The sequence below is a fragment of the Capnocytophaga sp. FDAARGOS_737 genome (assembly GCF_009730375.1).
In the GTDB taxonomy this organism is placed as follows: Bacteria; Bacteroidota; Bacteroidia; order Flavobacteriales; family Flavobacteriaceae; genus Capnocytophaga; species Capnocytophaga leadbetteri.
Genome location: NZ_CP046316.1, coordinates 1,787,290 through 1,814,148, shown reverse-complemented (window position 1 = coordinate 1,814,148; position 26,859 = coordinate 1,787,290). Strand labels below are relative to the sequence as shown.

At 38.1% G+C, this 26,859-nt stretch carries 25 protein-coding genes; 20 read left to right on the top strand and 5 right to left on the bottom strand.

Translation table 11 applies throughout. The features are described from left to right. Positions 1 to 320 precede the first annotated feature (320 nt). The 20 genes from FOC45_RS08200 (at position 321) to ybeY (ending at position 21,272) form a co-directional block, all read left to right on the top strand. Positions 321 to 2,408, top strand: coding sequence for an LTA synthase family protein (locus tag FOC45_RS08200; protein WP_009391164.1), 2,088 nt, complete (start codon positions 321 to 323; stop codon positions 2,406 to 2,408). Beyond that, a complete protein-coding gene (locus FOC45_RS08195) occupies positions 2,392 to 3,609 on the top strand; it encodes an HD domain-containing protein (protein ID WP_009391165.1) in 1,218 nt (405 codons plus the stop codon). The genes FOC45_RS08200 and FOC45_RS08195 overlap by 17 nt, the downstream gene beginning before the upstream one ends. A 155-nt stretch (positions 3,610 to 3,764) precedes the next feature. Beyond that, positions 3,765 to 4,784, top strand: coding sequence for a UDP-3-O-(3-hydroxymyristoyl)glucosamine N-acyltransferase (gene lpxD, locus FOC45_RS08190; protein WP_009391166.1), 1,020 nt, complete (start codon positions 3,765 to 3,767; stop codon positions 4,782 to 4,784). Positions 4,785 to 4,793: 9 nt separating this feature from the next. Then, on the top strand, positions 4,794 to 6,182 hold the full coding sequence (locus FOC45_RS08185; RefSeq protein WP_009391167.1) for a bifunctional UDP-3-O-[3-hydroxymyristoyl] N-acetylglucosamine deacetylase/3-hydroxyacyl-ACP dehydratase: 1,389 nt from the start codon (positions 4,794 to 4,796) through the stop codon (positions 6,180 to 6,182). Between the two features lie 6 nt (positions 6,183 to 6,188). Continuing rightward, entirely contained in the window at positions 6,189 to 6,977 is a 789-nt protein-coding gene (gene lpxA / locus FOC45_RS08180; RefSeq protein ID WP_034540269.1) for an acyl-ACP--UDP-N-acetylglucosamine O-acyltransferase, read from the top strand. Positions 6,978 to 7,010: 33 nt separating this feature from the next. Further along, positions 7,011 to 7,577 carry an elongation factor P gene (gene efp, locus FOC45_RS08175; RefSeq protein ID WP_009391169.1) on the top strand — a complete coding sequence of 189 codons (567 nt, stop codon included), beginning with the start codon at positions 7,011 to 7,013 and terminating at the stop codon, positions 7,575 to 7,577. A gap of 102 nt (positions 7,578 to 7,679) precedes the next feature. Beyond that, the gene (locus tag FOC45_RS08170) at positions 7,680 to 8,597 is read left to right on the top strand and encodes a UDP-3-O-(3-hydroxymyristoyl)glucosamine N-acyltransferase (protein WP_009391170.1); all 918 of its coding nucleotides are present in this window, start codon (positions 7,680 to 7,682) and stop codon (positions 8,595 to 8,597) included. Between the two features lie 63 nt (positions 8,598 to 8,660). Then, the gene (locus FOC45_RS08165; RefSeq protein WP_009391171.1) at positions 8,661 to 9,344 is read left to right on the top strand and encodes a cell division ATP-binding protein FtsE; all 684 of its coding nucleotides are present in this window, start codon (positions 8,661 to 8,663) and stop codon (positions 9,342 to 9,344) included. A 67-nt stretch (positions 9,345 to 9,411) separates the two neighbouring features. Further along, positions 9,412 to 10,371, top strand: coding sequence for a D-2-hydroxyacid dehydrogenase (locus FOC45_RS08160; RefSeq protein WP_009391172.1), 960 nt, complete (start codon positions 9,412 to 9,414; stop codon positions 10,369 to 10,371). Positions 10,372 to 10,380: 9 nt separating this feature from the next. Next, positions 10,381 to 10,779 carry a DUF937 domain-containing protein gene (locus FOC45_RS08155; RefSeq protein ID WP_009391173.1) on the top strand — a complete coding sequence of 133 codons (399 nt, stop codon included), beginning with the start codon at positions 10,381 to 10,383 and terminating at the stop codon, positions 10,777 to 10,779. Positions 10,780 to 10,847: 68 nt separating this feature from the next. Next, complete coding sequence (locus FOC45_RS08150) at positions 10,848 to 11,285, top strand: nucleoside deaminase (RefSeq protein ID WP_009391174.1); 438 nt, start codon at positions 10,848 to 10,850, stop codon at positions 11,283 to 11,285. Beyond that, positions 11,282 to 13,162: a hypothetical protein gene (locus FOC45_RS08145; RefSeq protein ID WP_009391175.1), complete on the top strand. Its 1,881-nt coding sequence runs from the start codon at positions 11,282 to 11,284 to the stop codon at positions 13,160 to 13,162. The genes FOC45_RS08150 and FOC45_RS08145 overlap by 4 nt, the downstream gene beginning before the upstream one ends. Positions 13,163 to 13,281: 119 nt before the next feature. Then, the gene (gene rsfS, locus FOC45_RS08140; RefSeq protein ID WP_034540847.1) at positions 13,282 to 13,653 is read left to right on the top strand and encodes a ribosome silencing factor; all 372 of its coding nucleotides are present in this window, start codon (positions 13,282 to 13,284) and stop codon (positions 13,651 to 13,653) included. A gap of 1 nt (position 13,654) precedes the next feature. Further along, complete coding sequence (gene ftsH / locus FOC45_RS08135; protein ID WP_009391177.1) at positions 13,655 to 15,622, top strand: ATP-dependent zinc metalloprotease FtsH; 1,968 nt, start codon at positions 13,655 to 13,657, stop codon at positions 15,620 to 15,622. Beyond that, positions 15,619 to 16,599: a polyprenyl synthetase family protein gene (locus tag FOC45_RS08130; RefSeq protein WP_009391178.1), complete on the top strand. Its 981-nt coding sequence runs from the start codon at positions 15,619 to 15,621 to the stop codon at positions 16,597 to 16,599. Before ftsH ends, FOC45_RS08130 begins: the two co-directional genes overlap by 4 nt. A gap of 123 nt (positions 16,600 to 16,722) precedes the next feature. Next, on the top strand, positions 16,723 to 17,925 hold the full coding sequence (locus FOC45_RS08125) for an HmuY family protein (protein ID WP_009391179.1): 1,203 nt from the start codon (positions 16,723 to 16,725) through the stop codon (positions 17,923 to 17,925). 8 nt (positions 17,926 to 17,933) lie between these two features. After that, entirely contained in the window at positions 17,934 to 18,557 is a 624-nt protein-coding gene (locus FOC45_RS08120; RefSeq protein ID WP_009391180.1) for an HmuY family protein, read from the top strand. 70 nt (positions 18,558 to 18,627) lie between these two features. Continuing rightward, positions 18,628 to 20,571: a TonB-dependent siderophore receptor gene (locus tag FOC45_RS08115; RefSeq protein WP_034540687.1), complete on the top strand. Its 1,944-nt coding sequence runs from the start codon at positions 18,628 to 18,630 to the stop codon at positions 20,569 to 20,571. Positions 20,572 to 20,646: 75 nt separating this feature from the next. Next, positions 20,647 to 20,856: a DUF2892 domain-containing protein gene (locus tag FOC45_RS08110; RefSeq protein ID WP_009391182.1), complete on the top strand. Its 210-nt coding sequence runs from the start codon at positions 20,647 to 20,649 to the stop codon at positions 20,854 to 20,856. Beyond that, positions 20,856 to 21,272, top strand: a complete 417-nt coding sequence (ybeY, locus tag FOC45_RS08105; RefSeq protein WP_009391183.1) for an rRNA maturation RNase YbeY — start codon at positions 20,856 to 20,858, stop codon at positions 21,270 to 21,272. The genes FOC45_RS08110 and ybeY overlap by 1 nt, the downstream gene beginning before the upstream one ends. 19 nt (positions 21,273 to 21,291) lie before the next feature. Here ybeY and FOC45_RS08100 read toward each other — a convergent pair whose 3' ends face one another. Genes FOC45_RS08100 through FOC45_RS08080 form a run of 5 tightly spaced genes read right to left on the bottom strand, consistent with a single transcriptional unit; the run spans position 21,292 to position 26,859 of the window. Next, positions 21,292 to 22,716, bottom strand: coding sequence for a lipopolysaccharide biosynthesis protein (locus FOC45_RS08100; RefSeq protein WP_009391184.1), 1,425 nt, complete (start codon positions 22,714 to 22,716; stop codon positions 21,292 to 21,294). A gap of 12 nt (positions 22,717 to 22,728) precedes the next feature. Beyond that, positions 22,729 to 24,093 carry a DNA repair protein RadA gene (gene radA / locus FOC45_RS08095; protein ID WP_009391185.1) on the bottom strand — a complete coding sequence of 455 codons (1,365 nt, stop codon included), beginning with the start codon at positions 24,091 to 24,093 and terminating at the stop codon, positions 22,729 to 22,731. 43 nt (positions 24,094 to 24,136) lie between these two features. Beyond that, the gene (gene rfbA / locus FOC45_RS08090) at positions 24,137 to 25,015 is read right to left on the bottom strand and encodes a glucose-1-phosphate thymidylyltransferase RfbA (RefSeq protein ID WP_009391186.1); all 879 of its coding nucleotides are present in this window, start codon (positions 25,013 to 25,015) and stop codon (positions 24,137 to 24,139) included. A gap of 19 nt (positions 25,016 to 25,034) precedes the next feature. Then, positions 25,035 to 26,225: a metallophosphoesterase gene (locus FOC45_RS08085; protein WP_009391187.1), complete on the bottom strand. Its 1,191-nt coding sequence runs from the start codon at positions 26,223 to 26,225 to the stop codon at positions 25,035 to 25,037. A gap of 31 nt (positions 26,226 to 26,256) precedes the next feature. Continuing rightward, positions 26,257 to 26,859 (bottom strand): M15 family metallopeptidase, encoded by a 603-nt coding sequence (locus FOC45_RS08080; RefSeq protein WP_009391189.1) that lies wholly within the window; start codon positions 26,857 to 26,859, stop codon positions 26,257 to 26,259.

The window sequence follows — 26,859 nt, the reverse complement described above, 5'->3', positions numbered from 1 at the left end:
AGACAAAAGACGAGAAGCGAGAGACGAATGGGGGCGAAAAGAAAGTACTGATTTTTTTCGGTGGTTTGGAAGTTTTTTATTACTTTTGCAAAATAATCCCAAATTGTTGGTGGAGCAATCTGAAAAGTTCCACCTAACCTTAAAAAGAACTTATTAATACCAATGAGTTATTTTGTAATTTACTGATTATTAACATCCCCCCTATGCACATACTCCGCTGCGCCTGCTCGCGGACTTCCTTCAAAGGGGGAGATGTGATGGTATGCATACACGAATATTAGTAAAAAGGGGGGATTTAATGATTGTTTATAATTTGATATATGAAATACTTTATAGGAAAACTTAAACCTTTCGCTTATATAGCTGGCTTATATGTAATAATATCGCTGATAATGCGCTGTGTGTTTGTATTTCACCCTATCACAACGGCTTCTTTTTCTTTTGTAGAAGTGCTGAAAATATGTAGTATAGGGTTGGTTTCAGACGTGCTAACAATAGTACTGGCGATGGGTATTTTGGCTATTTACTTCCTTTTTATAGCCAATGTGAAATACAAAAAGCCTTATGGTTATCTCATCTTTGGGGCATTGGTGCTCTTCTTGCTCTATATCCAATTCTACCCTAATAATATATTTGAGCAGTACGGAGGGGTTATTCCTGAAATAGCATTGGCTTTTTTTGGTTTTAAAACCTTCTGTTTTGGTCTTTTGCTCTTCTTGCCTAAATATCGCGTAACACTGCGCAATATTCTCTATTTCATCACTTTATTTATTTATATTTTTGCAATAGTGATGAATGCGGTAAGTGAGTATTTCTTTTGGAATGAATTTGGTATTCGGTATAACTTTATAGCCGTAGATTATTTGATTTACACTAATGAAGTGATAGGGAATATAATGGAGAGTTACCCTGTGGTGCCGCTGTTTTCTGGGGTATTTGCAGTAGTATTGGCGCTCACTATATGGGTATTTGTAAAGACAAAATCGGTTTTGACCTCTATTCCGACCCTATTGCAAAAGAGTATATATGTGCTTAACTATGCAGTACTTTCCCTCTTAGCGATTTGGGCTTTACCAGCACTGCACAACTTGAGTGGTAGTAATATATTTGCACAAGAAATGCAAGCTAATGGAGTTTATAAATTCTATTATGCTTTCACCCATAGTGAGTTGGATTACGCTCAATTTTATCCTACTTTAGAGGAAGCCGAGGCTGAAGCAACACTTCTACAACAGATGAATGCTCCTGCCATTGAGCGTACTGTAGCTGCTAAGGGGCAAGAGCAACGCCGTAATGTGGTGCTTATTTCGGTAGAGAGTTTGTCGGCTGAATATCTTGCTCTCTATGGTAATGATGATAATCGCACACCGTTTTTAAACGAATTGGTAGACAAGAGTCTGTTTTTTACTAATCTTTATGCTACGGGAAATCGCACGGTACGTGGATTGGAAGCTTTGACGCTCTGCATACCCCCCACACCAGGGGAAAGTGTGGTAAAACGCAAGGATAATAAGAATAAGTTTACTACAGGTAGTGTGTTTAGAAGTAAAGGGTATGATGTGAAATTCCTTTATGGAGGCGATAGCTATTTTGACAATATGAAGGATTTCTTTACCGGTAATGGTTATGAGATAGTAGATAGCAAGAGTTTTTCGCCTCAGGAGGTTACTTTTTCGAATATATGGGGTGTTTGTGATGAAGATATGGCCAATAAAGCTATAAAAGTGATGAATGAGCAGGCTAAAACAGGCAAGCCATTCTTTAATCACTGGATGACAGTTAGCAATCACAGACCTTTTACTTATCCAGATGGAAAAATAGATATACCACCTACCCTAAAGAAGCGAATAGGAGGCGTGAAATATACTGATTATGCGCTAAAACACTTTTTTGAATTGGCTAAACAACAAGAATGGTATAAAAACACCTTGTTTGTGATAGTGGCAGACCACTGTGCTTCGAGTGCAGGTAGTACCGAATTGCCCCTTGATGGGTATAGGATACCGTGCTTTATCTACGCTGATTTTATAACACCTAAAAAGGTAGATACGCTTGTGTCGCAAATAGATGTGATGCCAACCGTATTGGGGCTGCTGAATTTTGAATACACTTCTAAATTTATAGGACAAGATGTATTTAGCGGGCATTACACACCGAGAGCTTATATAGCTACTTATCAGGATTTGGGCTATTTGTCGCCTACCCATTTGACTATTGTTTCGCCATTGAATAAAATACGACAATACCAATTGTTGCCAGAGGCAGAACAGCCTGCAAAAGATTACCCATTGTTCTATGAGCAGCAAGCGCAAACGCCTACAGGACAAGAAGTAAAAGAATGTATTTCGGCATACCAAGCAACCTCGCATTGGCTCAAAAAACAACAACTGAATGCGGTCAAGAAATAAACTAAAAATTATCAATGACCCAATTTATGGGTTTATACATATACCGAGCACATTGGTGTTTGATATTATAGAGCATCGCTATTTTCAGCGTTTGCGGCGTATCAATCAAATGGGGCTTTCGTTCTTAGTTTTCCCAGGGGCTAAGCACACCCGTTTTGAACACGTGTTGGGGTGTATGTACCTGATGCAGAAAACGGTAGAGATGCTTCGTTTTAAAGGGGTGAGTATATCGGACAAGGAGGCAGAAGGGTTATACATTGCTATTTTGCTACACGATATAGGGCACGGGCCTTTTTCGCACGCTATGGAGCACAGCATAGTAGAGAATATCTCGCACGAGGATATCTCGCTGCTTTTTATGAAAGAACTCAATGCTACTTTCAATGGGAAATTAGAGTTGGCTATACAGATATTTCAGGGTACTTATCCGCGAAAGTTTATGCACCAACTCATCTCGAGTCAGTTGGATATGGACAGAGCAGACTATCTGAAGCGAGATAGTTTTTATACCGGAGTAGCAGAAGGGAATATTAACTCGGAGCGACTTATCTCGATGCTGAATGTGCGCAATGACGAGTTGGTAGTAGAAGAAAAAGGGCTGTTTTCGGTAGAAAAGTTCCTGATAGCCAGAAGGCTTATGTATTGGCAGGTGTATTTGCACAAAACCAGTGTGACAGCAGAGCAGATGCTTATTAGGCTTCTTAAACGAGCAAAGATATTAGTGCAAGGGGGAGAACCACTGCGAATGTCGTCAGCCTTATCATTTTTTGTGCATAACAGAATTTCAAACGAAAATTTTACCACAGAAGTACTTGAACAGTTTGCTCTGTTAGACGATACTGATATTTTTGCGGCTATGAAAGAGTGGCAGTTTCACTCAGATAGGGTGCTTTCCTCACTGAGTAGAATGCTGCTGAACCGCGACCTGCTGAAAGTAAAACTGCGCCCTACAGACTTTGAAGCGCTTAAGATAAAACGACTACAGAATATGGCAGTGATTAATGGCTATGCTCCTGAAACGGTAGATTATTTTGTGTTTACAGGAATGATGGAAAATAGAGCCTATAATCCTGAGAAACAAATTGTAAAACTCTTGACAAAGAACGGTAGAGTAGTGGATATTAGCAAGACCGCTGAGGGACTGAACCTTGAGGCTCTGGCACAAAAAACGGTGAAATACTATGTGTGTTACCCTAAGTAGTCTGTACGGAGCGAGAGGAAAGAAAATTGAAAAAAAATGATAAAAATAGATGTAGTTTAAAATAATTTTTATACTTTTGTTGCGAAAAATAGAGTCTAGAAACATCTGAAACAGGTAGCTTTAGAGCTATATCGTTTTGATTATAAACTAATTAAATGAAATTTACAGCAATACAAATAGCCAATGTACTGGGTGGAGAAGTAGAAGGAAACCCCACGGTGGAGGTGTATAAACTTTCAAAAATAGAAGAGGGGACAGAAGGGAGTATTTCATTTTTAGCCAATCCTAAATACAAGCATTTTATCTATACAACCCACGCGTCTGTAGTAATAGTAGGGAAGGATTTTGAACCAGAGAGTACGCTTACAGCCACCTTAGTAAGAGTAGATGACCCTTACGCTGCTTTCTCGAAATTATTAGCTTTTTACAACGAGATAAAGCTGAACAAGACGGGGATAGAGCAGCCCTCATTTATAGCTACTACTGCTAAAGTGGGCGAGAATGTGTATATAGGAGCTTTTGCTTATATAGGCGAAAATGTAGTATTAGGCAACAATGTGAAGATATACCCTAACACCTATATAGGCGATAATTCGGTAATAGGTGATAATACCACTATATTCTCAGGCTGTAAGATATATTCGGAGACTGTAATAGGCAAAAACTGTACTCTACACAGCGGTGTGGTATTAGGGGCAGATGGTTTTGGCTTTGCTCCTAATGAAATAGGGGTATACAGCAAAGTGCCCCAAATAGGTAATGTAGTATTGGAAGATAATGTAGATATAGGGGCGAATAGTACCGTAGACCGAGCTACTCTGGGTTCGACTATCATACGACAAGGGGTGAAATTGGATAACCAAATACAGATAGCCCATAATGTAGAGATAGGTAAAAACACAGTGATAGCTGCGCAAACAGGCGTAGCAGGCTCTACTAAAATAGGTGAAAACGGAATGATAGGCGGGCAAGTGGGCATAGTAGGACACCTAACTATAGGAAACCGTGTGCGCATACAAGCCCAAACAGGAGTAGGGCGCAATCTGAAAGATGATGAAGTGATACAAGGTTCGCCAGCCTTAGGCTATGCAGAATACAACAAAGCCTATGTGGTATTTCGCAAGCTGCCAAACTTGCTAAAACGCATAGAAGAATTAGAAAAGAAATTAAAATAACAATATAATATGGTGAAGCAAAATACTTTATCCAAAGAAATATCTTTAGAAGGTATTGGCCTACACACAGGCAAACAAGTGAAAATGGTGCTGAAACCAGCCCCCATTGATAACGGATTTACCTTCGTACGTACTGATTTAGAAGGGAACCCTGTAGTAGAAGCTGACGCAACCTATGTGTCGAACACTGAGCGAGGTACAGTGTTGGAGAAAAAAGGTGTGAGAATACAGACCTGTGAGCATATACTTGCGGCACTTGTAGGGATGGATTTGGATAATGTTATTATTGAACTGAACTCATCAGAACCGCCAATAATGGACGGTTCGTCTAAGTTTTTTGTGGAAGCAATAGCCCAAGCAGGGATTGAGCCACAAGATGCCCCACGTAATGAATACGTGGTGAAACAAGTAATTACCTACGTAAATGAAGAAACAGGTAGTGAGATAACCCTTATACCTGCTGATGAGTACCAAGTAACTACAATGGTAGACTTTGGTACCAAGATATTGGGTACCCAGAATGCTTATCTGAATAAGCTATCAGATTTTAGGAACGAGATAGCAGATGCACGTACTTTTAGTTTCTTGCACGAGCTTGAGACGCTAATTGACCACGGGCTTATAAAAGGAGGTGATCTAAATAATGCTATAGTGTATGTAGATAAAGAAATATCGGATACTACTATGCAAAAGCTAAAGAAAATCTTCAACAAAGATGAGATTACTGTAAAACCTAATGGGGTACTTGATAACCTTACGCTACACTACCCCAATGAGGCGGCTCGCCACAAACTATTAGATGTAATAGGAGACCTTGCCTTAGTAGGTACCCGTATACGTGGGAAAGTGATTGCTACAAAGCCAGGGCACTTCACCAATACACAGTTTGCTAAAAAACTTTTGAAGATAATAAAAAATGAGCGACGTAATAACGTGCCTTCAATAGATATTAATCAGCCGCCATTGTTTAATACGGCTGATATAATGAAATTGTTGCCACATCGTCCTCCATTTTTATTAGTGGATAAGATATTTGAGCTTTCGGACAAGCACGTGATAGGATTAAAAAATGTGACGATGGACGAGCCTTTCTTTGTAGGGCACTTTCCTGGAGCACCTGTGATGCCAGGGGTATTGCAGATAGAAGCTATGGCACAAGCAGGTGGGGTACTTATACTCAGCACCGTACCCGATCCGGAGAATTATCTTACCTATTTTATGAAGATAGATAATGTGAAATTTAAGGTGCAAGTAGTGCCTGGAGATACACTTATCTTTAAATTAGAATTGCTAACCCCTATAAGAAGAGGCATTTGCCATATGCAGGCATATGCATACGTAAATGGTAAGTTGGCTACAGAAGCAGAGCTGATGGCTCAAATAGTAAAAGTAAAATAAATGTATATGATACAACCTTTAGCTTACGTACACCCTGATGCTAAAATAGCAAAGAATGTAGTAATAGAGCCTTTCACTACTATTAGTAAGAATGTAGAGATAGGAGAAGGTACTTGGATAGGTCCTAATGTGACTATTATGGAAGGCGCACGCATTGGGAAGAATTGTAGAATATTCCCAGGGGCAGTTATTTCGGCTATTCCGCAAGACCTTAAATACAAAGGAGAAGAAACCACTACTCATATAGGGGATAACACTACTATACGAGAGTGTGTGACCATAAACAAAGGTACCGCAGACCGTATGAAAACAGTAGTGGGTAACAACTGTTTGATAATGGCATACTCGCACGTGGCGCACGACTGCATTATAGGTGAGGGTTGTATTTTTTCTAATAGCACAACTCTTGCTGGGCACGTAACTATTGGTGATTTTGTAGTAATGGCAGGGATGACAGCTGTATACCAATTTAGTTCGGTAGGTAGTTACGCTTTCGTAACAGGCGGGACAATGGTATCAAAAGATGTACCTCCTTATGCTAAGGCAGCGCGTAACCCTATTTCATACGTGGGAGTAAACTCAATAGGGTTGCACAGAAGAGGCTTCAGTGTAGAAAAAATACGAGAAATACAAGATATATACCGTGTGCTTTTTCAGAAGAAACTCACCACTTCGCACGCTTTGGAATATATAGAAGCCGAAATGGAGGCTACCGTAGAGCGCGATGAGATACTGCAATTTGTGCGCAAATCGCAACACGGTATAATGAAAGGCTATTATGGTGAAAGTGTTTAGAAGAGTATTTAAAAATAAAAACAATAATAATTAATGGCAACAACAGCAGACATTAAAAAAGGATTATGTATCCGCTTTAACCACGACATTTATAAAATCATAGAGTTCCTACACGTGAAACCAGGAAAAGGACCTGCTTTCGTACGTACCAAGCTGAAAAGCGTTACCACAGGTAAAATATTGGATAACACTTTTTCGGCAGGGCATAAAATAGAAGATGTACGTGTAGAAACTCGCTCATTTCAGTACTTATATGCAGAAGGAGATGAGTTTGTGTTTATGAATAACGATGATTACAACCAAGTACATATCCGCAAAGATATGCTTGATTACCCAGACCTTCTAAAAGAAGGAGAGACTGTAATGGTAATCTTTAACGCAGAGGACGAAACCCCTCTTTCGGTAGAAATGCCTGCCAATGTAATCCTAACAGTAACACACGTAGAACCAGGTGTGAAAGGAAATACAGCTACTAATGCTACTAAACCTGCCACTGTAGAAACAGGAGCAACTGTAAATGTACCTCTTTTCATCAATGAAGGAGACCGCATAAAAGTGGAAACCGAAAAGGGTACTTATGTAGAAAGGATGAAAGATTAGTTTCCCCATATTTATAATTTTACTATTCAACAAAAGAGGTTGTCCTAAAGAAAAATAAACTTTTTGTCGGAGAACCTCTTTTTTATTAAAATAAACATTCATATGCGTTTTCCTCAACCTTATACATTAAAACAAATAGCTACCATTATCAATGCCAAATATATAGGCGATGATGATTTTAGCGTACTCGGAATGAATGAGATACACGTAGTACAACCCGGTGATATAGTGTTTGTAGACCACCCTAAGTACTACGATAAAGCACTGCAATCGAAAGCTACTATAGTGCTGATAAACAAAGAAGTAGAGTGCCCTGAAGGGAAAGCTCTACTAATATCGGATGACCCATTTAGAGACTTTAATAAGCTAACCGATTTTTTTAAGCCTTTTGTAAAAGCTTTTTCGTTAGTAGCACCTACCGCTGTAATAGGGAAAAATACTATAATACAACCAGGGGCTTTCATCGGTAATAATGTGAAAATAGGGAAAAACTGCCTTATACACTCTAACGTATCGGTATATGACGATTGCGTAATAGGAGATAATGTAACTATACACGCAGGGACTGTATTGGGAGCCGATGCATTTTACTACAAAAAACGTCCTGAAGGATTTGATAAGCTAAAATCAGGGGGGAGAGTAGTCATAGAAGATAATGTAGATTTAGGCGCTCTTTGTACTATAGATAGAGGTGTGACAGGAGATACCACAATAAAGAAAGGGACGAAAATAGACAACCAAGTGCATATAGGGCACGACACTGTAGTAGGGGAGAAGTGCTTAATAGCTTCGCAGACAGGCATAGCTGGCTGTGTGGTAATAGAAGACGAGGTAACCATATGGGGGCAAGTAGGAATGACCAGTGGGATAACTATTGGCAAGAAAGCCGTTATATTGGCGCAGAGCGGTGTGTCGAAATCATTAGAAGGCGATCAAACCTACTTTGGTTACCCAGCAGGAGAAGCAAGAGAAAAATACAGAGAGATGAGTGCGCTGAAACAGCTTATCAGCGCTAAGTAATAAGGAATTTTGTGAATTCTCAATTATTTTGTATCTTTGCAATTATTAATTATAAGAAAATAAATGGAGGCACCCATATTACAGCTGAAAGATGTAGCTGTATATCAAAATAATAATCTTATTCTTTCGAATATCAATCTTGCGATAGGAAAAGGAGAATTAGTATATCTTATTGGGAAAACAGGTTCGGGAAAGAGTAGCCTTATTAAATTACTATACGGTGATTTACCTCTGACACAAGGGCAAGGAAAGGTAGTCGGTTTTAATTTGAATAAGCTAAATGAAGACAAAATACCTTTGCTAAGGAGAAAATTAGGAGTGGTATTTCAGGATTTTAAACTGCTTACCGATCGTAGTGTGTATGACAATCTCGCTTTTGTACTAAAAGCAACTGGTTGGACAGACAAAATAGCTATTAAAAACCGTATAAAAGAAGTTTTAACAAAGGTGAAGATGGAAACGAAAGACTTTAAGTTTCCGCACGAGCTTTCAGGAGGGGAGCAACAACGTGTAGCTATTGCACGTGCCCTCTTAAACAATCCAGAGCTTATACTTGCTGACGAACCAACAGGGAATTTAGACCCAGAGACGAGTGTGGAAATAATGCAAGTACTGAAGGAGATAAATGCTTCGGGACGTACGATATTAATGGCTACACACGATTACGCTCTTATACTTAAATTTCCGTCGAAAACCCTGAAATGCGATGGAGAAAGAGTATTTGAGGTAGTACAAAGGAGGGTTTAATTAGCAAATTAGCAAATTTGTTCGTGAGAGAAAAAGATTAAAAATATAATAAAAATAATAATATATAATGGCGATAAAAATACTTGCAAATGATGGTATATCTGAGACAGGTAAGGTAGCTTTGGAGCGCGAAGGATTTGAGGTTATCACTACAAAAGTAGCTCAGAATCAGTTAGTAGATTATATAAATAAACACAGTATTGATGCTTTGATAGTACGTTCGGCTACCCAAGTACGCAAAGATATTATAGATGGCTGTCCTACGCTAAAACTTATCGGTAGGGGAGGGGTAGGTATGGATAATATAGATGTAGCGTATGCTAAGAGCAAGCAGCTACATGTAATTAATACTCCTGCTTCATCAGCTAATTCGGTAGCAGAATTGGTGTTTGCACACCTTTTTACTGGAGTTCGCTATCTACACGACGCTAACCGCAATATGCCATTGGAAGGTGACCAACGATTTAATGAACTGAAGAAAAACTACAATAATGGGGCAGAGCTAAGAGGTAAAACCCTTGGTATTATAGGCTTTGGACGCAGTGGGCAAGCAGTAGCCCGCATAGCCATAGGCTTAGGAATGCGTGTGTTAGCATACGACCCTAATGTGCAGGAGGCTGTGATTACTCTTAGTTTCTTTGATGGACAAGAAACCTCTTTTACAGTGAAAACAGTAGCAAAAGAGCAACTACTGATGGAATCAGATTTTATAACTCTTAATAACAGTCCTGCAGATGGAGGTTATGTGCTTGATGAAGAAGAATTTAGGATGATGAAAGACGGAGTAGGGGTTATAAATCTATCAAGAGGAGGGGCACTTAATGAAGTAGCGCTAATAGAAGCTATAGATCACGGAAAAGTAGCTTTTGCAGGCTTAGATGTATTTGAAAATGAACCTAATCCGGCTATACAAGTGCTGATGCACCCCCAAATTTCGCTCACGCCCCATATAGGTGCAGCTACCAATGAGGCACAAGACCGTATCGGCACAGAATTAGCCGCTCAAATAGTAACTTTATTAAAATAATTATATAAAATGGCAGGAATTTTAGACTTCTTGGGTGGAGAGAACCTCCAACAAATCGTTAACGGGCTTAGTGAAAAGACAGGAGTATCAACAGATAAAGTAGGTACCGTGTTAGATTCGCTTAAGCAAATGTTAGGACAAGGTGAAAATACTGGCGCTGAACTGCTAAGCAAACTAACAGGCGATGGACAATCGTCTACCTTGCAAGCTATCAGCGAAAAAACAGGAGTTTCTCTTGACAATGTGAGCCAAATATTCCAAAACTTAACTCCTATGATTTCTAACTTCTTTGGAGGAAAAGGCGGAAATATAGGCGATATGCTTACCTCTTTCCTTGATAAAAACAAGGACGGGAATGTAATGGATGATATAATGGGTGGTATAGGTAACCTTTTCGGAGGTAAATAATTACATTTTAATACATTGATTTTTACTTTGGCAGAGTTTTTGCTCTGCCAAAGTAATTTTTGTTAGTTATGACAGAAGACGAATACTTTATGCAGAAGGCACTTGAAGAAGCAGAAGTGGCTTTTGAAGAAGATGAAATACCGGTAGGAGCTATTATAACTATTGATAACAGAATAATAGCACGTGCGCATAATATGACTGAGCGACTAAATGATGTTACAGCACACGCTGAGATGCAAGCCATTACGATGGCAGCTAACTACTTAGGAGGTAAATACTTAAAAGATTGTACTATGTACCTCACTTTAGAGCCTTGTGCTATGTGTGCGGGAGCCTTATATTGGAGTCAGTTGTCGCGGTTAGTTTATGCGGCGGCAGATACGCACAGAGGGTATACCGTGATGGGTGGTACTCTTCACCCCAAAACCGAAATTACAACAGGTGTGCTGGCAGCGCCTGCTACAGAACTTTTAAAACAGTTTTTTCAGCAGAAAAGAAAACGATGATGAGACTATTTTTCATACTATCATTTTGGTTGGGAATTACTTCACTTTTTTCCCAAACAGTTGATACATTGGAAGTAAAAACAAAAGATACTCTTATCGCCCCTATTAATCCGCAACGTTCTGCTAAAAATAAAGCCTTCTATGAGAAAATACGGACGTACTTACGCAAACATAGACTCACAAAAAGGTTAGATGACCTTATACAAACACCTACTCCTACAGCTGCGGTAGCTACTCCTACTCATTTAATTACTCTTCCTGAAAAAAAGATAATACCTAAGCCCTCTTATCAGGGAAAAATAATTCGGAAAATACATATTCGTACATTAGACCCTTTTGGTTTTGATGAAAAAGATAGTACTAAAGTACCTCGTACCCGTTTAGAGCGTTATGGCAATATGTTGCATATAAAGACACGTGAGGGTACCGTAAAGGGGATACTGCTGTTTAAATCGCACACCCCATTAGATACTCTGTTGCTGAGCGAGAGTGAGCGGTTATTGCGCAATCAGCGGTATATACGAAGGGTGCAGATAGCACCAGAGCTTATTTCGCAGTCGTCGGATTCGGTAGATGTGTACGTAACTGTACTTGATAGTTGGACAATGTACTTTGATGGAGATTTAGCGGGGAACAAAGGCTGGACGCGACTTACAGAGCAGAACCTTTTTGGATTAGGACACGAAGCCACATTTACCTATCAACAATTCTTCTCTGGGATTTCTAATAACGGAAAAGGTATGAGTTATACATTGCGGAATATTAGGAATACTCATATAAATGTACGCGGGTCATATTATGCAGATTATGATAATTATTTCAGCAAATATTTGTATGTAGAGCGCCCACTGTATTCGCCATTAGCACGATGGTCGGGGGGATTGTCTTATTACGAGTACAGAGATGAGGAAGATTTGCGTACGCGAACTACTTATACCCCTTTACTTCACTCGAAAAGTTTTACCGCTTTCGGTAGTTGGGTTAAACCTATAAAGATGGAGGGCAGTAAGAATATCAATAACTTTATAATAGCTGTAAATTACAGAAATATAAGTTATTACAGAAATTCACTTCAGATTCCTTATAAAGAAACTTATCATTCTAATGAAAATCAATGGCTTACGCAGTTTAGCTTAAACAGCAGTAACTTTGTGAAAGACCGATACCTATTTCGCAATGGAGATACAGAAGATGTAGGGGTAGGACATTCTATATTTCTAACCTCTGGAATGATTTGGAAAAATACCACACTTTTGCCCTATTTTTCTGTTGGAGCACAACGCGCTTATTACGCTAAAAGTGGGTATTATGCAATGCATTTGGAAGCAGGTACTTTTATAACTCAAGGAGCTTTGAAAGAAATAGTAATAAAAGGAAGTGCTACCCACTTCACTAATCTATTTGATATAGGTAGTTGGCACTTTAGAGAGTTTTTAAGAGCAAACTTTGTATTAGGAGTTAATGACTTTGTATATCAACATAAAATCATCAACCTTAATGGTAGCAATGGGATTTCAGGCTTTAGCAGCGAGAAAGTTTACGGTACTAGAAAGCTCTTACTGACTACACAAACACAGATTTATGCCCCTTTTCAGTTTATTGGTTTTCGTATTAGTCCGTTTTTATCAGCAGATTTAGGTTTTATAGGCCGAAACAATACCCCTTTTTTTAAAACGGAATGTTATGCTAAATGTGCTTTAGGATTTTACATTACTAATGATTATTTGCCTTTTGGAGCTATACAATTTTCATTTGCTTATTACCCAGTGGTGCCTGGTACGGGGAACCATATTATAAAGATAACAGGAGATACTAATGACGACTTTAGATTGCACAGTTTTTCGCAACGAATGCCAGCGGTTACAAGTTTTAGATAAAACTGACAAAATGGCTTGATAGATTATATTGGCAATATTTTTGCTTTTTAAAGTAAATAATAGTATTTTTGCACGCTTTATAAGCACACAATAGTTATAACTAAAAAAATAGAAGAGCTTTGAATAAAGAATTATCATCAAATACCTTGATAACCAATATTATAGCAGGTATTGAAAAAGTAAAAGGAACAGACATCACTATTATGGACTTGCGTGAAGTAGAAAACACGGTGTGTGACTATTTCATTTTATGCAATGGTTCGTCAAACACCCAAGTGGCAGCTATTTCGGGCGCTATACAGAGAGTAGTAAGTCAAGCAGACGAGCATCAGCATCCTTGGCACGTAGAAGGAGAAGCTAATGCTGAATGGGTACTGATAGATTATGTAGATGTAGTTGTACACATCTTTCAGACGCGTTTGCGTGCCCACTACGACTTAGAAGGGCTATGGGGTGATGCTAAAATTATAAACTTAGAAACTAACTATTAATATGGCAGATAACAATAATAACAGAAGTCGATTTTCAGCCTATTGGCTTTACGCTGTTTTACTCCTTATACTTTTAGGATTTAATTATTATTCGGGAGCCACATTTTGGACGCAACCGAAAGAGATACCTCAATCAAAATTTGAAGAGTATTTGACTAATGGCGATGTATCTAAAATAATCATTCTCAATAAGAAAGAAGCTAATGTATACCTTACCCCTAATGCCCTGAAAAAAGAAGAGCACAAAGAGGTGAGACCTACAGGCAATGCTATTATGCAAAGTGGTAATCCTGCAGATGTGCCCCAATATCGATTTGAATTGGGAGACTTGAGCAACTTCGAGAACCGATTTGACCAAATAGTAAAAGATAATAACTTAGAAACCACTCGTGAAAACAAGAGTCAGCAGAATTTATTGTCAGACCTGCTGCTTACCGTTTTACCTTTTGCCTTGGTTATAGGCGTTTGGATTTATATAATGCGCCGTATGTCTGGAGGTGGCCCTGGAGGTATTTTTAGCATAGGGAAATCGAAAGCAAGAGTTTTTGATGAGAAAAAAGAAAACCGCGTAACATTTCAAGATGTAGCAGGACTTGAAGGAGCTAAAGAAGAGGTACAAGAAATAGTAGATTTTCTTAAAAATCCAGATAAATATACTTCTCTTGGGGGAAAAATTCCAAGAGGAGCCTTATTAGTAGGTCCTCCTGGAACGGGTAAAACCTTATTAGCGAAAGCTGTAGCAGGAGAGGCACAAGTGCCATTCTTCTCGTTATCAGGTTCTGATTTCGTAGAGATGTTTGTAGGGGTAGGAGCCTCGAGAGTGCGAGACCTTTTTAAGCAAGCTAAAGAAAAAGCACCAGCTATCATCTTCATAGATGAGATTGATGCGATAGGGCGTGCTCGTGGTAAAAATGTAATGACAGGAGCTAATGATGAGCGCGAAAATACCCTTAACCAACTACTAACAGAAATGGATGGTTTTGGTTCGCACACTAATGTAATAGTATTGGCTGCTACTAACCGTGCAGATATATTGGACAAAGCACTGATGCGTGCAGGACGTTTTGACCGACAAATATATGTAGAGCTACCTAACCTAAATGAGCGCAAGCAGATATTTCAGGTGCATTTGAAGCCTATTAAGACATCAGAAACATTGGATATAGACTTCCTTGCGAAGCAAACACCAGGATTTTCGGGAGCTGATATTGCCAATGTATGTAATGAAGCTGCCCTTATAGCTGCCCGTAAAGGAAAAACAGCTGTAAGTAAGCAAGAATTCTTAGATGCGGTAGACAGAATAGTAGGAGGTCTTGAGAAAAAGAGCAAGATATTGACCCCTGAAGAGCGCAAGGCTATTGCTTTTCACGAAGCTGGACACGCTACGGTTAGCTGGCTGTTAGAATATGCCGCTCCGTTAGTGAAAGTGACTATTGTGCCACGAGGGCAATCATTAGGAGCCGCTTGGTATTTGCCAGAGGAAAGACAAATAGTTCGCACAGAACAAATACTTGATGAGATGTGCGCTGCTTTAGGAGGTAGAGCTGCTGAGAAAGTGATTTTTGATAAAATATCAACAGGAGCCCTTAGCGACCTTGAGAAAGTGACTAAACAAGCTCGCGCTATGGTGACTATCTATGGACTTAATGACAAAATAGGTAACCTTACTTATTATGATTCAGCACAGTCCGATTACGGATTTACAAAACCTTATAGCGAGCGTACTGCCCATTTGATAGATGAGGAAATCTCTAAAATTATAGAGGAACAATACCAACGCGCTATAAAGATACTTTCGGAAAATAAAGAAAAGCTTACTATTTTGGCAAATCTACTTTTAGAACGAGAAGTGATATTCCGTGATGATTTGGAAAATATTTTTGGTAAGCGAAAATACAAAGATGCTGAAGAAGCTATAGAAGCCGAGATACCAGCAGAGAACAAAAATGTGGCTGAGGTAACCCAATGAAAATAACCGCTCAAATAAAAGAACCCATCAGAGAGGAGATGGAGCTTTTTGAACAGAAGTTCCGTGGAGCTATGTCGTCTAAAGTAGCTTTGCTAAACCGTATTACCTATTATATAGTAAATAGGAAAGGCAAGCAAATGCGCCCAATGTTTATTTTTTTGGTAGCAAAAATGCTTTCGGGAGGCAAGGTAACAGAGCGTACTTATCGCGGAGCTTCGGTGATAGAGCTTATTCACACAGCTACATTAGTACACGATGATGTAGTAGATGATAGCAATAAAAGGCGAGGTTTCTTTTCTATCAACGCACTATGGAAAAATAAAATAGCCGTTTTAGTAGGAGATTATCTTCTGTCGAAAGGTTTGCTTCTGTCTATTGATAATGGTGATTTTGACCTGCTACGTATTATTTCGGTAGCTGTACGAGAGATGAGTGAAGGCGAACTGCTACAGATGGAGAAAGCTCGCCGCTTGGATATAGTAGAAGAAGTGTATTATGAAGTAATTAGGCAAAAAACAGCTACCCTTATAGCTGCGTGTTGTGCTATGGGAGCTTGCTCAGTAATGCCTAATGCACCAGAGTTAATTGAGAAAATGCGTCTCTTTGGAGAGTATATAGGAATGGCTTTTCAGATAAAAGATGATCTTTTTGATTATACAGAAGATGCTATAGGAAAGCCTACAGGTATAGATATTAAAGAACAAAAAATGACTCTCCCGCTTATTTATGTACTCAATACTTGTACAGAAGAAGAGAAAAAATGGCTTATCAACTCGGTAAAAAAGTATAATAAGGATAAGAAGAGAGTAAAAGAGGTTATAAACTTTGTTAAAACCCATAATGGATTAGAGTATGCTACAGCTAAGATGAAAGATTTTCAACAGAAAGCACTCAGTTTGTTAGATGAATTTCCTGCTTCTGCTTATAAAGAATCATTGATTTTGATGGTGAATTATGTAATCAATAGGAATATTTAGTAGGTGAGGAGTAGGTGTTTTGTCAGTGAATTAAAATATTTCTAAATAAAGTAATCTATTATTTTGTATATTTCTAAATAGTTTGTATCTTTGCAGCGTCAAAAATATTAATACCAAACATATATGAAATTACAATTTTTAGTACCTGCAGTTATGGCAGGAATGATGCTTTTTAGTACATCTTGTAAGAAAGATGATACACCTGATACCCCTCAAGCTTCAAGTGTTAAAGAAGTAAAGGAATTAAACGCTTCATCACAAACTGAATGGACGTATTTTTCTTTCTCAGAAGGAAAACAAGTGGCTGTTACTAATCCACGTACAAGTAATAATTGGGACATAGCTTTCAATCGTTATAATGTAAAAACTAACGGAGGAACTTCGGGAATTGGCGGAGTAGAAGTAGTGAACACAGGTAGCAAAGATTTTGATGCTGTAACCCAATATCCAGGTGTTGGTTACCAAAAAGATGAAGAAGTAACAACCTATGGGAAACCAAAAGAAGGGCAAACTACTCCTACAGTTATAACTAATTCTGTTAATAAAGCAATTACAGGTACAGTAATGAATCCTGACCCTAAAGGTTTCTATAATTATACTCCTCCTGCTAAAGGAAGTAATACACCTCATATTAATCTTACTAAATATGTGTATGTTATAAAAACAACAAAAGGTAGCTATGTAAAAATTCAAATTACTGAATATACCAATTCTAAAGGAGAAATAGGGTATCTTACTTTCAAATATGATACACTTACTTCACAAGCTCCTGTAGAAAAAGTAAGCCTTACCTTTACTAAAGCAGCTGCTGAAGTACAATTAGATGCTACTGCTGATTGGCAATATTTTTCATTAGCTGCAGGTTCTGTAGTAAGTGCTACCCAAAGCAATACTACTTCTTGGGATATAGCTTTCAAGGGATACTATGTGAAACTTAATGGGGGAGTAAGCGGAAAAGGAAAAGGTGAAGCTCTTAAAACTGAATCAAAAGATTTTGAGACTGTAAAGGAAACTATAGTAGTAGGCTTTGAAAAAGATAAAGAAGTGTCTTTTTCTAATAGGGATGGAAGTACTACAAAGGAAAAAATTTCACCAGTGCTTACAGGAGGCTTTGGTTCTACAACAGGAACTATAAATCTTAACCCTGCTAATATGAAAGAATGGGGAGGGGTATATGCTCCTAATAAATGGGTATATATTATCAAGACAGCAGATGGTAAGTATGCTAAAGTACAAGTAACTGACTTTTATAAAGAAGTGAGTAATAAAAAGATAGCTAACTTTCCTAAACTAAAATATCAATTGAGTGACACACAAAGTAAATAATAACAACTATGAAAATTAAGTTATTATTATCAGTTTTGGTTATAGCCTTTATTCTTACCTCTTGCAGCAAAGAGGACGAAACTCCTAAATTACCTGCTAATGTTAAGAGTATTTCTAACTTAGATGTAAATGGGAAGTGGGTTACTTTTTCTTTTGAAAAAGGAGTATCAACTGTAGCTACACCTACTACAACAAGTTTAGATTGGGATATAGCTTTTAATGGTTATTTAGTAAAACTCAATGGAGGTACTTCAGGAGAGGGAAGAGCAGCTGCTTTAAATACTAAGACTACTGATTTTGCTTCTATCAATAAAGTACCTGAAGGGCAATTTGTAGTAGATACAGAACAACAAGTGTTATTAGGCTATCCTAATACAAAAACTGCAACTATTTCACTATCTAAGCCAATGACAGGAGGTTTTGGACTTGAAGAAGGAATTATACACATTGCTCCTGAAAATAAAGAAGTGCGTAAATATCCGAGTGTATATCGTCCTACTAAGTGGGTATATGTACTAAAAAGAGCTAATGGTAAATATGTGAAATTTCAGCTTACAGACTGCTATAATGAAAGAGCAAAGGCTGTTTACCTTACCTTTCAGTACCAATTATCAGACGATGGTAATTTTTAATATTATTAATAATAGCTTCAAGAGGCTGTTCAGCTATGGACAGCCTTTTTTTTCTAAAAGATAGATGATTATGCAAAAGATTATTATTACAGCGTTTATTGCTTTTTTGACACTACAAGAAGCTTTTGCACAAAATGATAAAGATAATAAAGATAAAGAGATAAAACTCAATGAGGTAATTGTGACCGCTACTCGTGCCCAGCGAAACCTCAAGAATGTACCCATCACTGTACAAGTGGTTACTGCTGAAGATATAAGAAAATCGCAGGCTACTGATTTTCAATCGTTTTTGGAGACAGAGTTTGCAGGTATTAACTTTACATACGATGGGGGAATGCCTAATATCAATATGATGGGGTTTGGAGGTAAGTACGTGCTTTTCTTGATAGATGGTGAGCGTATGGCTGGTGAAACTTTTGATAATATTGATTATAACCGTATAGACCTTGACAATATAGAACGTATAGAAATTATTAAAGGAGCGTCCTCTTCGCTCTATGGCTCAAATGCTTTAGGAGGAGTTATCAATATCATTACTAAGAATGCTCATAAACCTTTAGAAGCAGGTGTAGGATACCTTTATGAAAATCGTGGAAATCATAAAACAAATATTTCATTAGGTAGCAAAAAAAACTGGGGAAGTGTACGTCTGTCAGGGTATCATAACTATATGAAACCTTATATATTAGAGGATAAAGAGCCCTTGCGTACTTATGAGAATGGTCGTTTGGTATTGGTTACACAAGGAGGATTGAATATTTCAGGAGGTAGTAACTATGGTATTACTCCTAAAATTATCTTTAATGTAACTCCTAAAATAGACCTTACCTTAACACCTAATTATTATTTTAGTGAACGTGATGCAGGTACAGAAAGCTCTAAAAAAGTGAGAGACCGCTATTATAACTATGTGATGAATCTCAAAACTAATATAGTACTTTCAGAAGATAAAAAGCTGAGTCTTTCTGGAGCTTTTGACCGCTATGATAAGTTTAATTATTACCGTTTGCTCAATGAACAAGAAAAAAACTATGAAAATAGTATATGGCGTGTAGTAGCACAGTATAACCAGTCACTTTTTGAGAAACACTCTTTGGTAGCAGGAGCTGAAGTGTTATCGGATGAGTTACTTAGCTTTCGTTTCAATAATACAGGAACAGAGGCAAAGCAAAATGCTAAGAATTACACTCTCTTTGCACAACAAGAATGGGCTCTATCACCTGTTTTTACCTTAGTATCGGGAGTTAGAATGGATTATCACTCACTCTTTAAAGATTTCTTTACTTATAGATTTTCAGGAATGTTTAAGGTAGAAAATTTTACTTTCAGAGGTGGGTATTCTACAGGTTTTCGTTCGCCTACATTGAAAGAACTTTACACAAACTGGTTCCACCCTTGGGGGGGAGGTTTTCAGATAATGGGCAATAAATATCTAAAACCTGAAAAGAGTAATAATTTTAACTTTTCGGTAGATTATAATACTTCAAAAATTAATATAACGGCTATGACGCAGCTTTCAGTAGTGAAAGACAAAATAATTTATAAATGGTCGCGTGCTACTGACACAATTCAATATGTGAATGATTATGGAAATGCGAAAATAGTAAGTTCAGAGTTGTCGGCTACTTATAGGCCTACTAAAAGTTTGCGTTTAAAGGGGTCATATGCCTATTATCATACTAGTCAACAGCGTTCAGAAAATCGTCCTCATACCGCTACTTGGAAAGCTGAATACATTCCGAAAGCTGAAACAAAATATATACCCAATGTAATAGTGAGTGGTAAATATGTAAGTGCTACTACTATCTATGAAACATCTAATAATATAGAGTATTACACCTATTATGCTCCATATACTATATGGCGTTTACAACTATCATCAAGACTTCCTTATCATTTTACCTTAAATGCTGGTATCGATAACCTTTTCGACTATGTAACAAAAACTACTAGTTTTTATTCGAGTATTTCACCAGGGAGAACATATTTCGTAGGAATAAAGTGGGAACTTTAAGAGATAGTGAGATAGAAATTTGCTTTATACAAAATAAAGAAGTACATTTGCCACAAATTTTAAAAAGTCAGATATATGAAAAGAAATATTAGTACTTTAGATAAGAACATCCGCCTTTTGATAATAGTAGTTATTGCTATTTTAGGTTTGTATAATGAGTTTTCTGTAACGGTAGCTTCTGTGCTTGGAGCTATATCTATCTTACTATTAGTAACCATAATGATTGGTTTTTCACCAATATATATGCTTTTGGGTATTAGTACTTATAAAGAGAAGAATAAATAATGATAGCTTTTTTTAATGAAACATCTTTCGTTTTTCTTTATCATAAAAATAAGGTGAAACAATGGGTGAAACAGATTGCCCTTTCAGAAGGAAAGAAAATAGGCGATATCAACTATATATTCTGTGATGATGTTTATTTGCATAAAATAAATGTGCAATACCTGCAGCATGATACTCTTACTGATATTATCACTTTTGATTATACAGAAGGTATTACCCTAAACTCTGATATTTATATCTCAATAGAAAGAGTGCGAGAAAATGCTGATATTTTTGGTGTAACCTTTGAACAGGAACTCTTACGAGTGTTAGCACACGGGATTTTGCATCTTTGTGGCTATAAGGATAAAACACCTGCAGATAGCGAGTTGATGCGCGCTAAAGAAGATGAAAAAACGAAACTTTTTAGTTTATAAACACACAAAAAGACTGCTCTTAAAGGGCAGTCTTTTTATTTTTTCGAAATCTAAACTTTAAGGTTAGACTAGCTAAGTAACTGTAAATAAGTAGAAATACGCACCCAATATAGATATTGCAGTTGAAAAGGTAAAACTCTAAGAAAGAGAAGAGTACACTCATACCAAGAAATACTTTTATCTTTCGTTTGTTATAAGGTATAGGGTAGTATTTTTGTCCGTAGTAATAAGAGATGCTCATCATTGCTCCGTAGGTGATAAGGGTTGCTAATGCTGCTCCTTTATAACTAAGCCAAGGAATTAAAGCAAAATTGAAAAGTACTGTAAGTGCCATACCTACTAATGATACAATAGCTCCAAAGCTGGTACGGTCAGTTACTTTGTACCATACTGAAAGACTGTGGTAGATACCCAAACAGAGATTGGCGAGCAAGACGATAGGTACTATCCAGAGTGCTTCCCAATAAGCCTTATTGGGTATCAAGATAAGTTTAAATACATCAGTAAATACAGTGATAAAAACTAATATAAAACCACTACATACAATGAAATATTCAGTAATACGGGCGTATGTCTTAGGAGCATTCTTATCTTGAGCACTACTGAAAAAGAAAGGTTCTACTCCGAGCTTAAAAGCACTTACAAAAAGATTCATAAACACTCCCATTTTATAACAAGCAGAATAAATACCTATGGTAGCGTCAGCTGTCTCTTCAGGGAGTAGCATACGTAAGAAAACACGGTCGAAGCCTTCGTTTACAGCAAAAGCAATACCAGCTAAAAGTACAGGAAAGGCATAAATCATCATTTCTTTCCACAGCGGGTAATAAAACCTAAAACGTATTTTGATATAGATAGGCAGTAGCACTATCAGAGTTGCTAAACTTGCTATAACATTGGCTAAAAAGATGTAATATACTCCTCCGTTGGTGGCAATGCTTTCTTGAGACAGGTAGTTTAAAAAGTAGATATTTAGGAGCAAATTAAGGGCGGTATTGCCTACTTTTACAAAAGCGTAAAAGTTAGCTTTACCTTTATTGCGCAACCATGCAAAAGGGATTACAACTAAAGCATCGAGCACCATTATGTAGATACCAAAAACAATATGCTCTACTTTGTAGTTAAGCCACGAGGCTATAGATTCTCTTAGCAGGTAGGCAAATAGTAGGAAAAATAAAGAAGATACAGTTAGAGAAGTAAGTGCAGTAGATTGTACTTGTTTTTTTTGTTCACCTTTATTCATAAAACGAAAAAAAGCCGTTTCCATACCATACGACAGTAGCACATTGCCCAAAATAAGATACACAAAAATACCTGAATAAATACCGAAATTATTAGTGTCGAGTTTGCTAACGTAGAGGCGTGTGAGCAAAAGCGTCATCACACGTGGCAAGACGGTTGCAATTCCGTAAATAGCTGTATCTTGAAAGAGTTTCTTAAGCATATATAAGTCTTCTTATCCAAAAAGTTCGCCAATAGCATCTTCTATTTTGGCAACTTTCACAATCTTAATTTTAGTGTTTTTAAGGGCTATCTTGTTGTATTTAGAAATGAAAATAGTATTAAAACCTAACTTTTCAGCCTCTGTAATGCGCTGTTCTATTCGCTGTATAGGGCGTATTTCACCGCCAAGTCCTACTTCTCCGGCAAAACAAACATCTTTTTCAATAGCAATATCTTCGTTAGATGAGAGTATTGCCATTGCTACCCCCAAGTCAGTGGCGGGGTCATCAATAGTGATACCGCCTGTGATGTTTAGAAATACGTCTTTTGCCCCTAAGCGGAAACCTGCGCGTTTTTCGAGTACAGCCAAGAGCATATTCAGTCGTTTGGCATTAAAGCCTGTGGTGCTGCGCTGAGGTGTGCCATAGACAGCTGTACTCACAAGAGCTTGTATTTCAATCATCAGAGGTCGCATACCTTCTAAGGTAGCGGCTATAGTAGTACCGCTGATAGTCTCATCTGTCTTAGAAATGAGTATTTCTGAAGGGTTGTTAACTTCACGCAGACCATTACTGAGCATTTCGTAAATACCGAGTTCCGAGGTAGAACCAAAGCGGTTTTTTAATGAACGCAAGATACGATACACGTGGTTGCGGTCGCCTTCAAACTGCAGGACAGTATCAACCATATGCTCTAATATTTTAGGGCCTGCTATCTGTCCGTCTTTAGTGATATGCCCAATGAGAATTACAGGGGTATGCGTAGTCTTAGCAAATTTAATTAGCTCAGAAGTACATTCTCTTATCTGCGAGATGCTTCCTGCTGATGCTTCTATATAATCAGATTGTAGCGTTTGTATAGAGTCTATAATCACAATTTCAGGCAGGAGTTCTTTTATCTGCTGAAAGATATTTTGTGTCTTGGTTTCTGTTAGGATAAAGCAATTATCAAGATGATGTGGAATGCGGTCAGCACGCATTTTTATCTGTTTTTCACTTTCTTCCCCCGATACATAAAGGGTACGATAAGGTAAGTTAAGGGCTATTTGCAGCAATAGCGTACTTTTGCCAATACCAGGTTCACCTCCTAAAAGGGTTACCGAGCCAGGCACAATCCCCCCACCAAGCACATTGTTTAGTTCGTGATTATTGCTATTTAGGCGTGACTCTTGTTGAGTGCTGATTTGCGAAACAGCTATGTATTTAGGAGCTTTATTTTTGCTTATGCTCTCTTTTTCTTGCCATACAGGGGCAGAGTCTTTCTGTACAACCTCTTCTACAATGGTATTCCATTGTTTGCAGGCGTGACATTGTCCTTGCCATTTGCTGTATTGGGTTCCGCAATTCTGACAGAAATAAGCTGTTTTTAGTTTTGCCATTGCTTAGGTAAGGGGAATAGTTTTTTTATTAAATTGTTAATTGTCAATTGTCAATTGTCAATTGCAAAAGGTACTGTCCGTACTGGTTTTTAATCATTGGCTGAGCTAATTCGCGTAGTTTTTCAGCGCTTATCCAACCTTTGCGAAAGGCTATTTCTTCCAGACAAGAGATTTTTAGCCCTTGACGTTTTTCTAAAGTTTCTACAAAGTTAGACGCCTCGCTAAGCGAATCGTGGGTGCCAGTATCCAGCCACACAAAGCCGCGACCTAAAAGCTTTACTTTTAGCTCTCCATCTTTCAGAAATTCCTGATTAACGCTCGTGATTTCCAACTCACCGCGTGCTGAAGGCTTGATTTCTTCAGCTACCTTCACTACTTTATTTGGATAGAAATAAAGCCCTACTACTGCGTAATTCGACTTTGGTTGGGCAGGCTTTTCCTCTATACTCAGTACATTTCCTGCTGCATCAAACTCAGCTACTCCATAGCGTTCAGGGTCTTTTACATAGTAACCAAATACAGTAGCTTTCTGCTCTTTCTCTACATTATAAACAGCTTGAGTAAGCATTTGCGAAAAACTCTGTCCGTAGAAGATATTATCGCCCAATACCAAGCATACATCATCATTGCCGATGAAGTCTTTTCCTATAATAAAAGCTTGAGCTAATCCATCAGGGCTTGGCTGTTCAGCATAGCTCAGATTTATACCAAAACTACTACCATCTCCTAAAAGGCGTTGGAACCCGGGTAAGTCTTGAGGGGTAGAAATCACTAATACTTCACGAATACCAGCCAACATTAAGACTGATAAAGGGTAGTAAATCATTGGTTTGTCATAAATAGGGAGTAATTGTTTTGAAACTCCTTTTGTAATTGGGTAAAGGCGGGTTCCTGAACCTCCTGCTAAGATAATTCCTTTCATTTTTATTAGTTTTTAGTTATTAATCATCATCTTCGGGGATAGAAGCGTTTTCTACTATTGTTGTTTTGTTGCCTTTGTTATCTACTTTATACTCATTGCCATTCTCTATTAGCAAACCTTGTACCACTCCTTTAGCGTGGGATACATCGAGGTCGATAACTCGTTTGTTTAGTAGGTAGGTCACCTCGCTATGAAGAGTGTGACCGATAACGAATTTGCCTACATTCCACTTTTTCATTATTTCATCAGCCTCTTCAAGGGCGATGGTTTGTTTGCCCCAACCTCTGTACCACGTTGGGCTTACCCCAAATTTATAGATAGTGCTGTATATCTTGTCTGTTTGCTGTTGAGCTTCTTTGTTTCTGAAGTAATATCGGCGCGCCTTGTCGTTCAACTCTTGTACTGATAGGTTGAGGTCAGCTACTTCTTTAGAAATACCTGCATGCACAAATACATAGTCGCCTATCTTCTCTACTATGTTTTTAGTTTCTAACCATTGACCCAATTCGGTCTTGGGCTTATAAAGGTCTATATAAGGGATATTCATCAGTTCGGCATTGGTGAAATACTTTTTGCGTACATAGCGAAAATCGTTATTCATATTCATCAGGTCGTGATTGCCAAGAATAAAGTGCACCTTGCCTCCTGCTTTTTCTGCTTGGTTTTCTAAGTGATAGATGAGCCAAAGGGTTTGGGTTACCATTAGTCCGCGGTCAAAAAAGTCGCCTACGGTTACCAAATGCCCCTTGCCGAATGTCCATTTATACTTTTCATTCATCACCCCATTAGCGATAAGAAAAGAGCGAAAAGCCTCAAACTCTCCTTCTATATCGGAGATAGCAATTAGCTTTTCAGGCATTTCGTACACTGCAGGTTCCTTGGTGAGTTCCTTTTTCAATCTGAAGCTGAAAAAATGCTTGTGTCCTACTTGTGTTTTTAGTTTTTTACCTCGTTTTACCCCTGAATAATACCATTTAGAGGTGATTTTCATATTCTCTCTACCGCTTTCAGTGATGTATTTAATGACTTTTTCGGGGCCTCTTCCGGTATAATATATATGAGGGCCGTCCATACCTGCGGTGGAGGTATCACTGCTTAGGCGTTTTTCGCTAATGATAGGCTTTAATGTTTGTGCTTGCGACTGAGCCTTTTCAGCACAGAAAAGTCCCAAAAACAAACCTAAACTTACTATATAATGCTGTATCTTCATAATAGAATAGTATTTTTAATTGATAAACCGGCTAATTGCACTGCCATTCAAAGTTTTCTACTTTCGATTGCATCTCGGGACGGTACTCATAATGCCACCATTCTGAGTAAATCGACTTAAAATTGAACTTATCGAGTGTTTCTTTTAGCAGTTTGCGGTTCTCAAGTACTTCTTTAGAGTGCTGAGTATAGGTATGATGCGCTTCTTTTCCAAAGAAATCAAAAGGCGTCCCCATATTTAGCTCTTTGCCTTGTGCATCTACTAGTGTAAGGTCTACCGCCGCTCCTCTGTTGTGCTTAGACCCTTTAGCGGGATTGGCTACATAATGAGTGCCGGGCAGTATCTTCCACATTTTCTTTTGAACGCTGAGCGGTCGGTAGCAATCAAACAGCTTAATGCGGTATCCTAGCTGTTTAAAAGCCTCATTAGCCTTCACTAAGGCTTCAGCTGTACTTTTGCGCAAGTAGCACTCGCCACAATCGTATACCGCCTGCTTTAGAAAGTTGTCGGGCGTAGCGTATTTTAACTCGTACACAAAGTCAGCAGAGAGGTCTTTCAAACGTACAAAATCCGATTGCTGCCCCCATACCACAAAGCTCAATAGCGCAGACAAAAATGTTATAATTAATTTCAT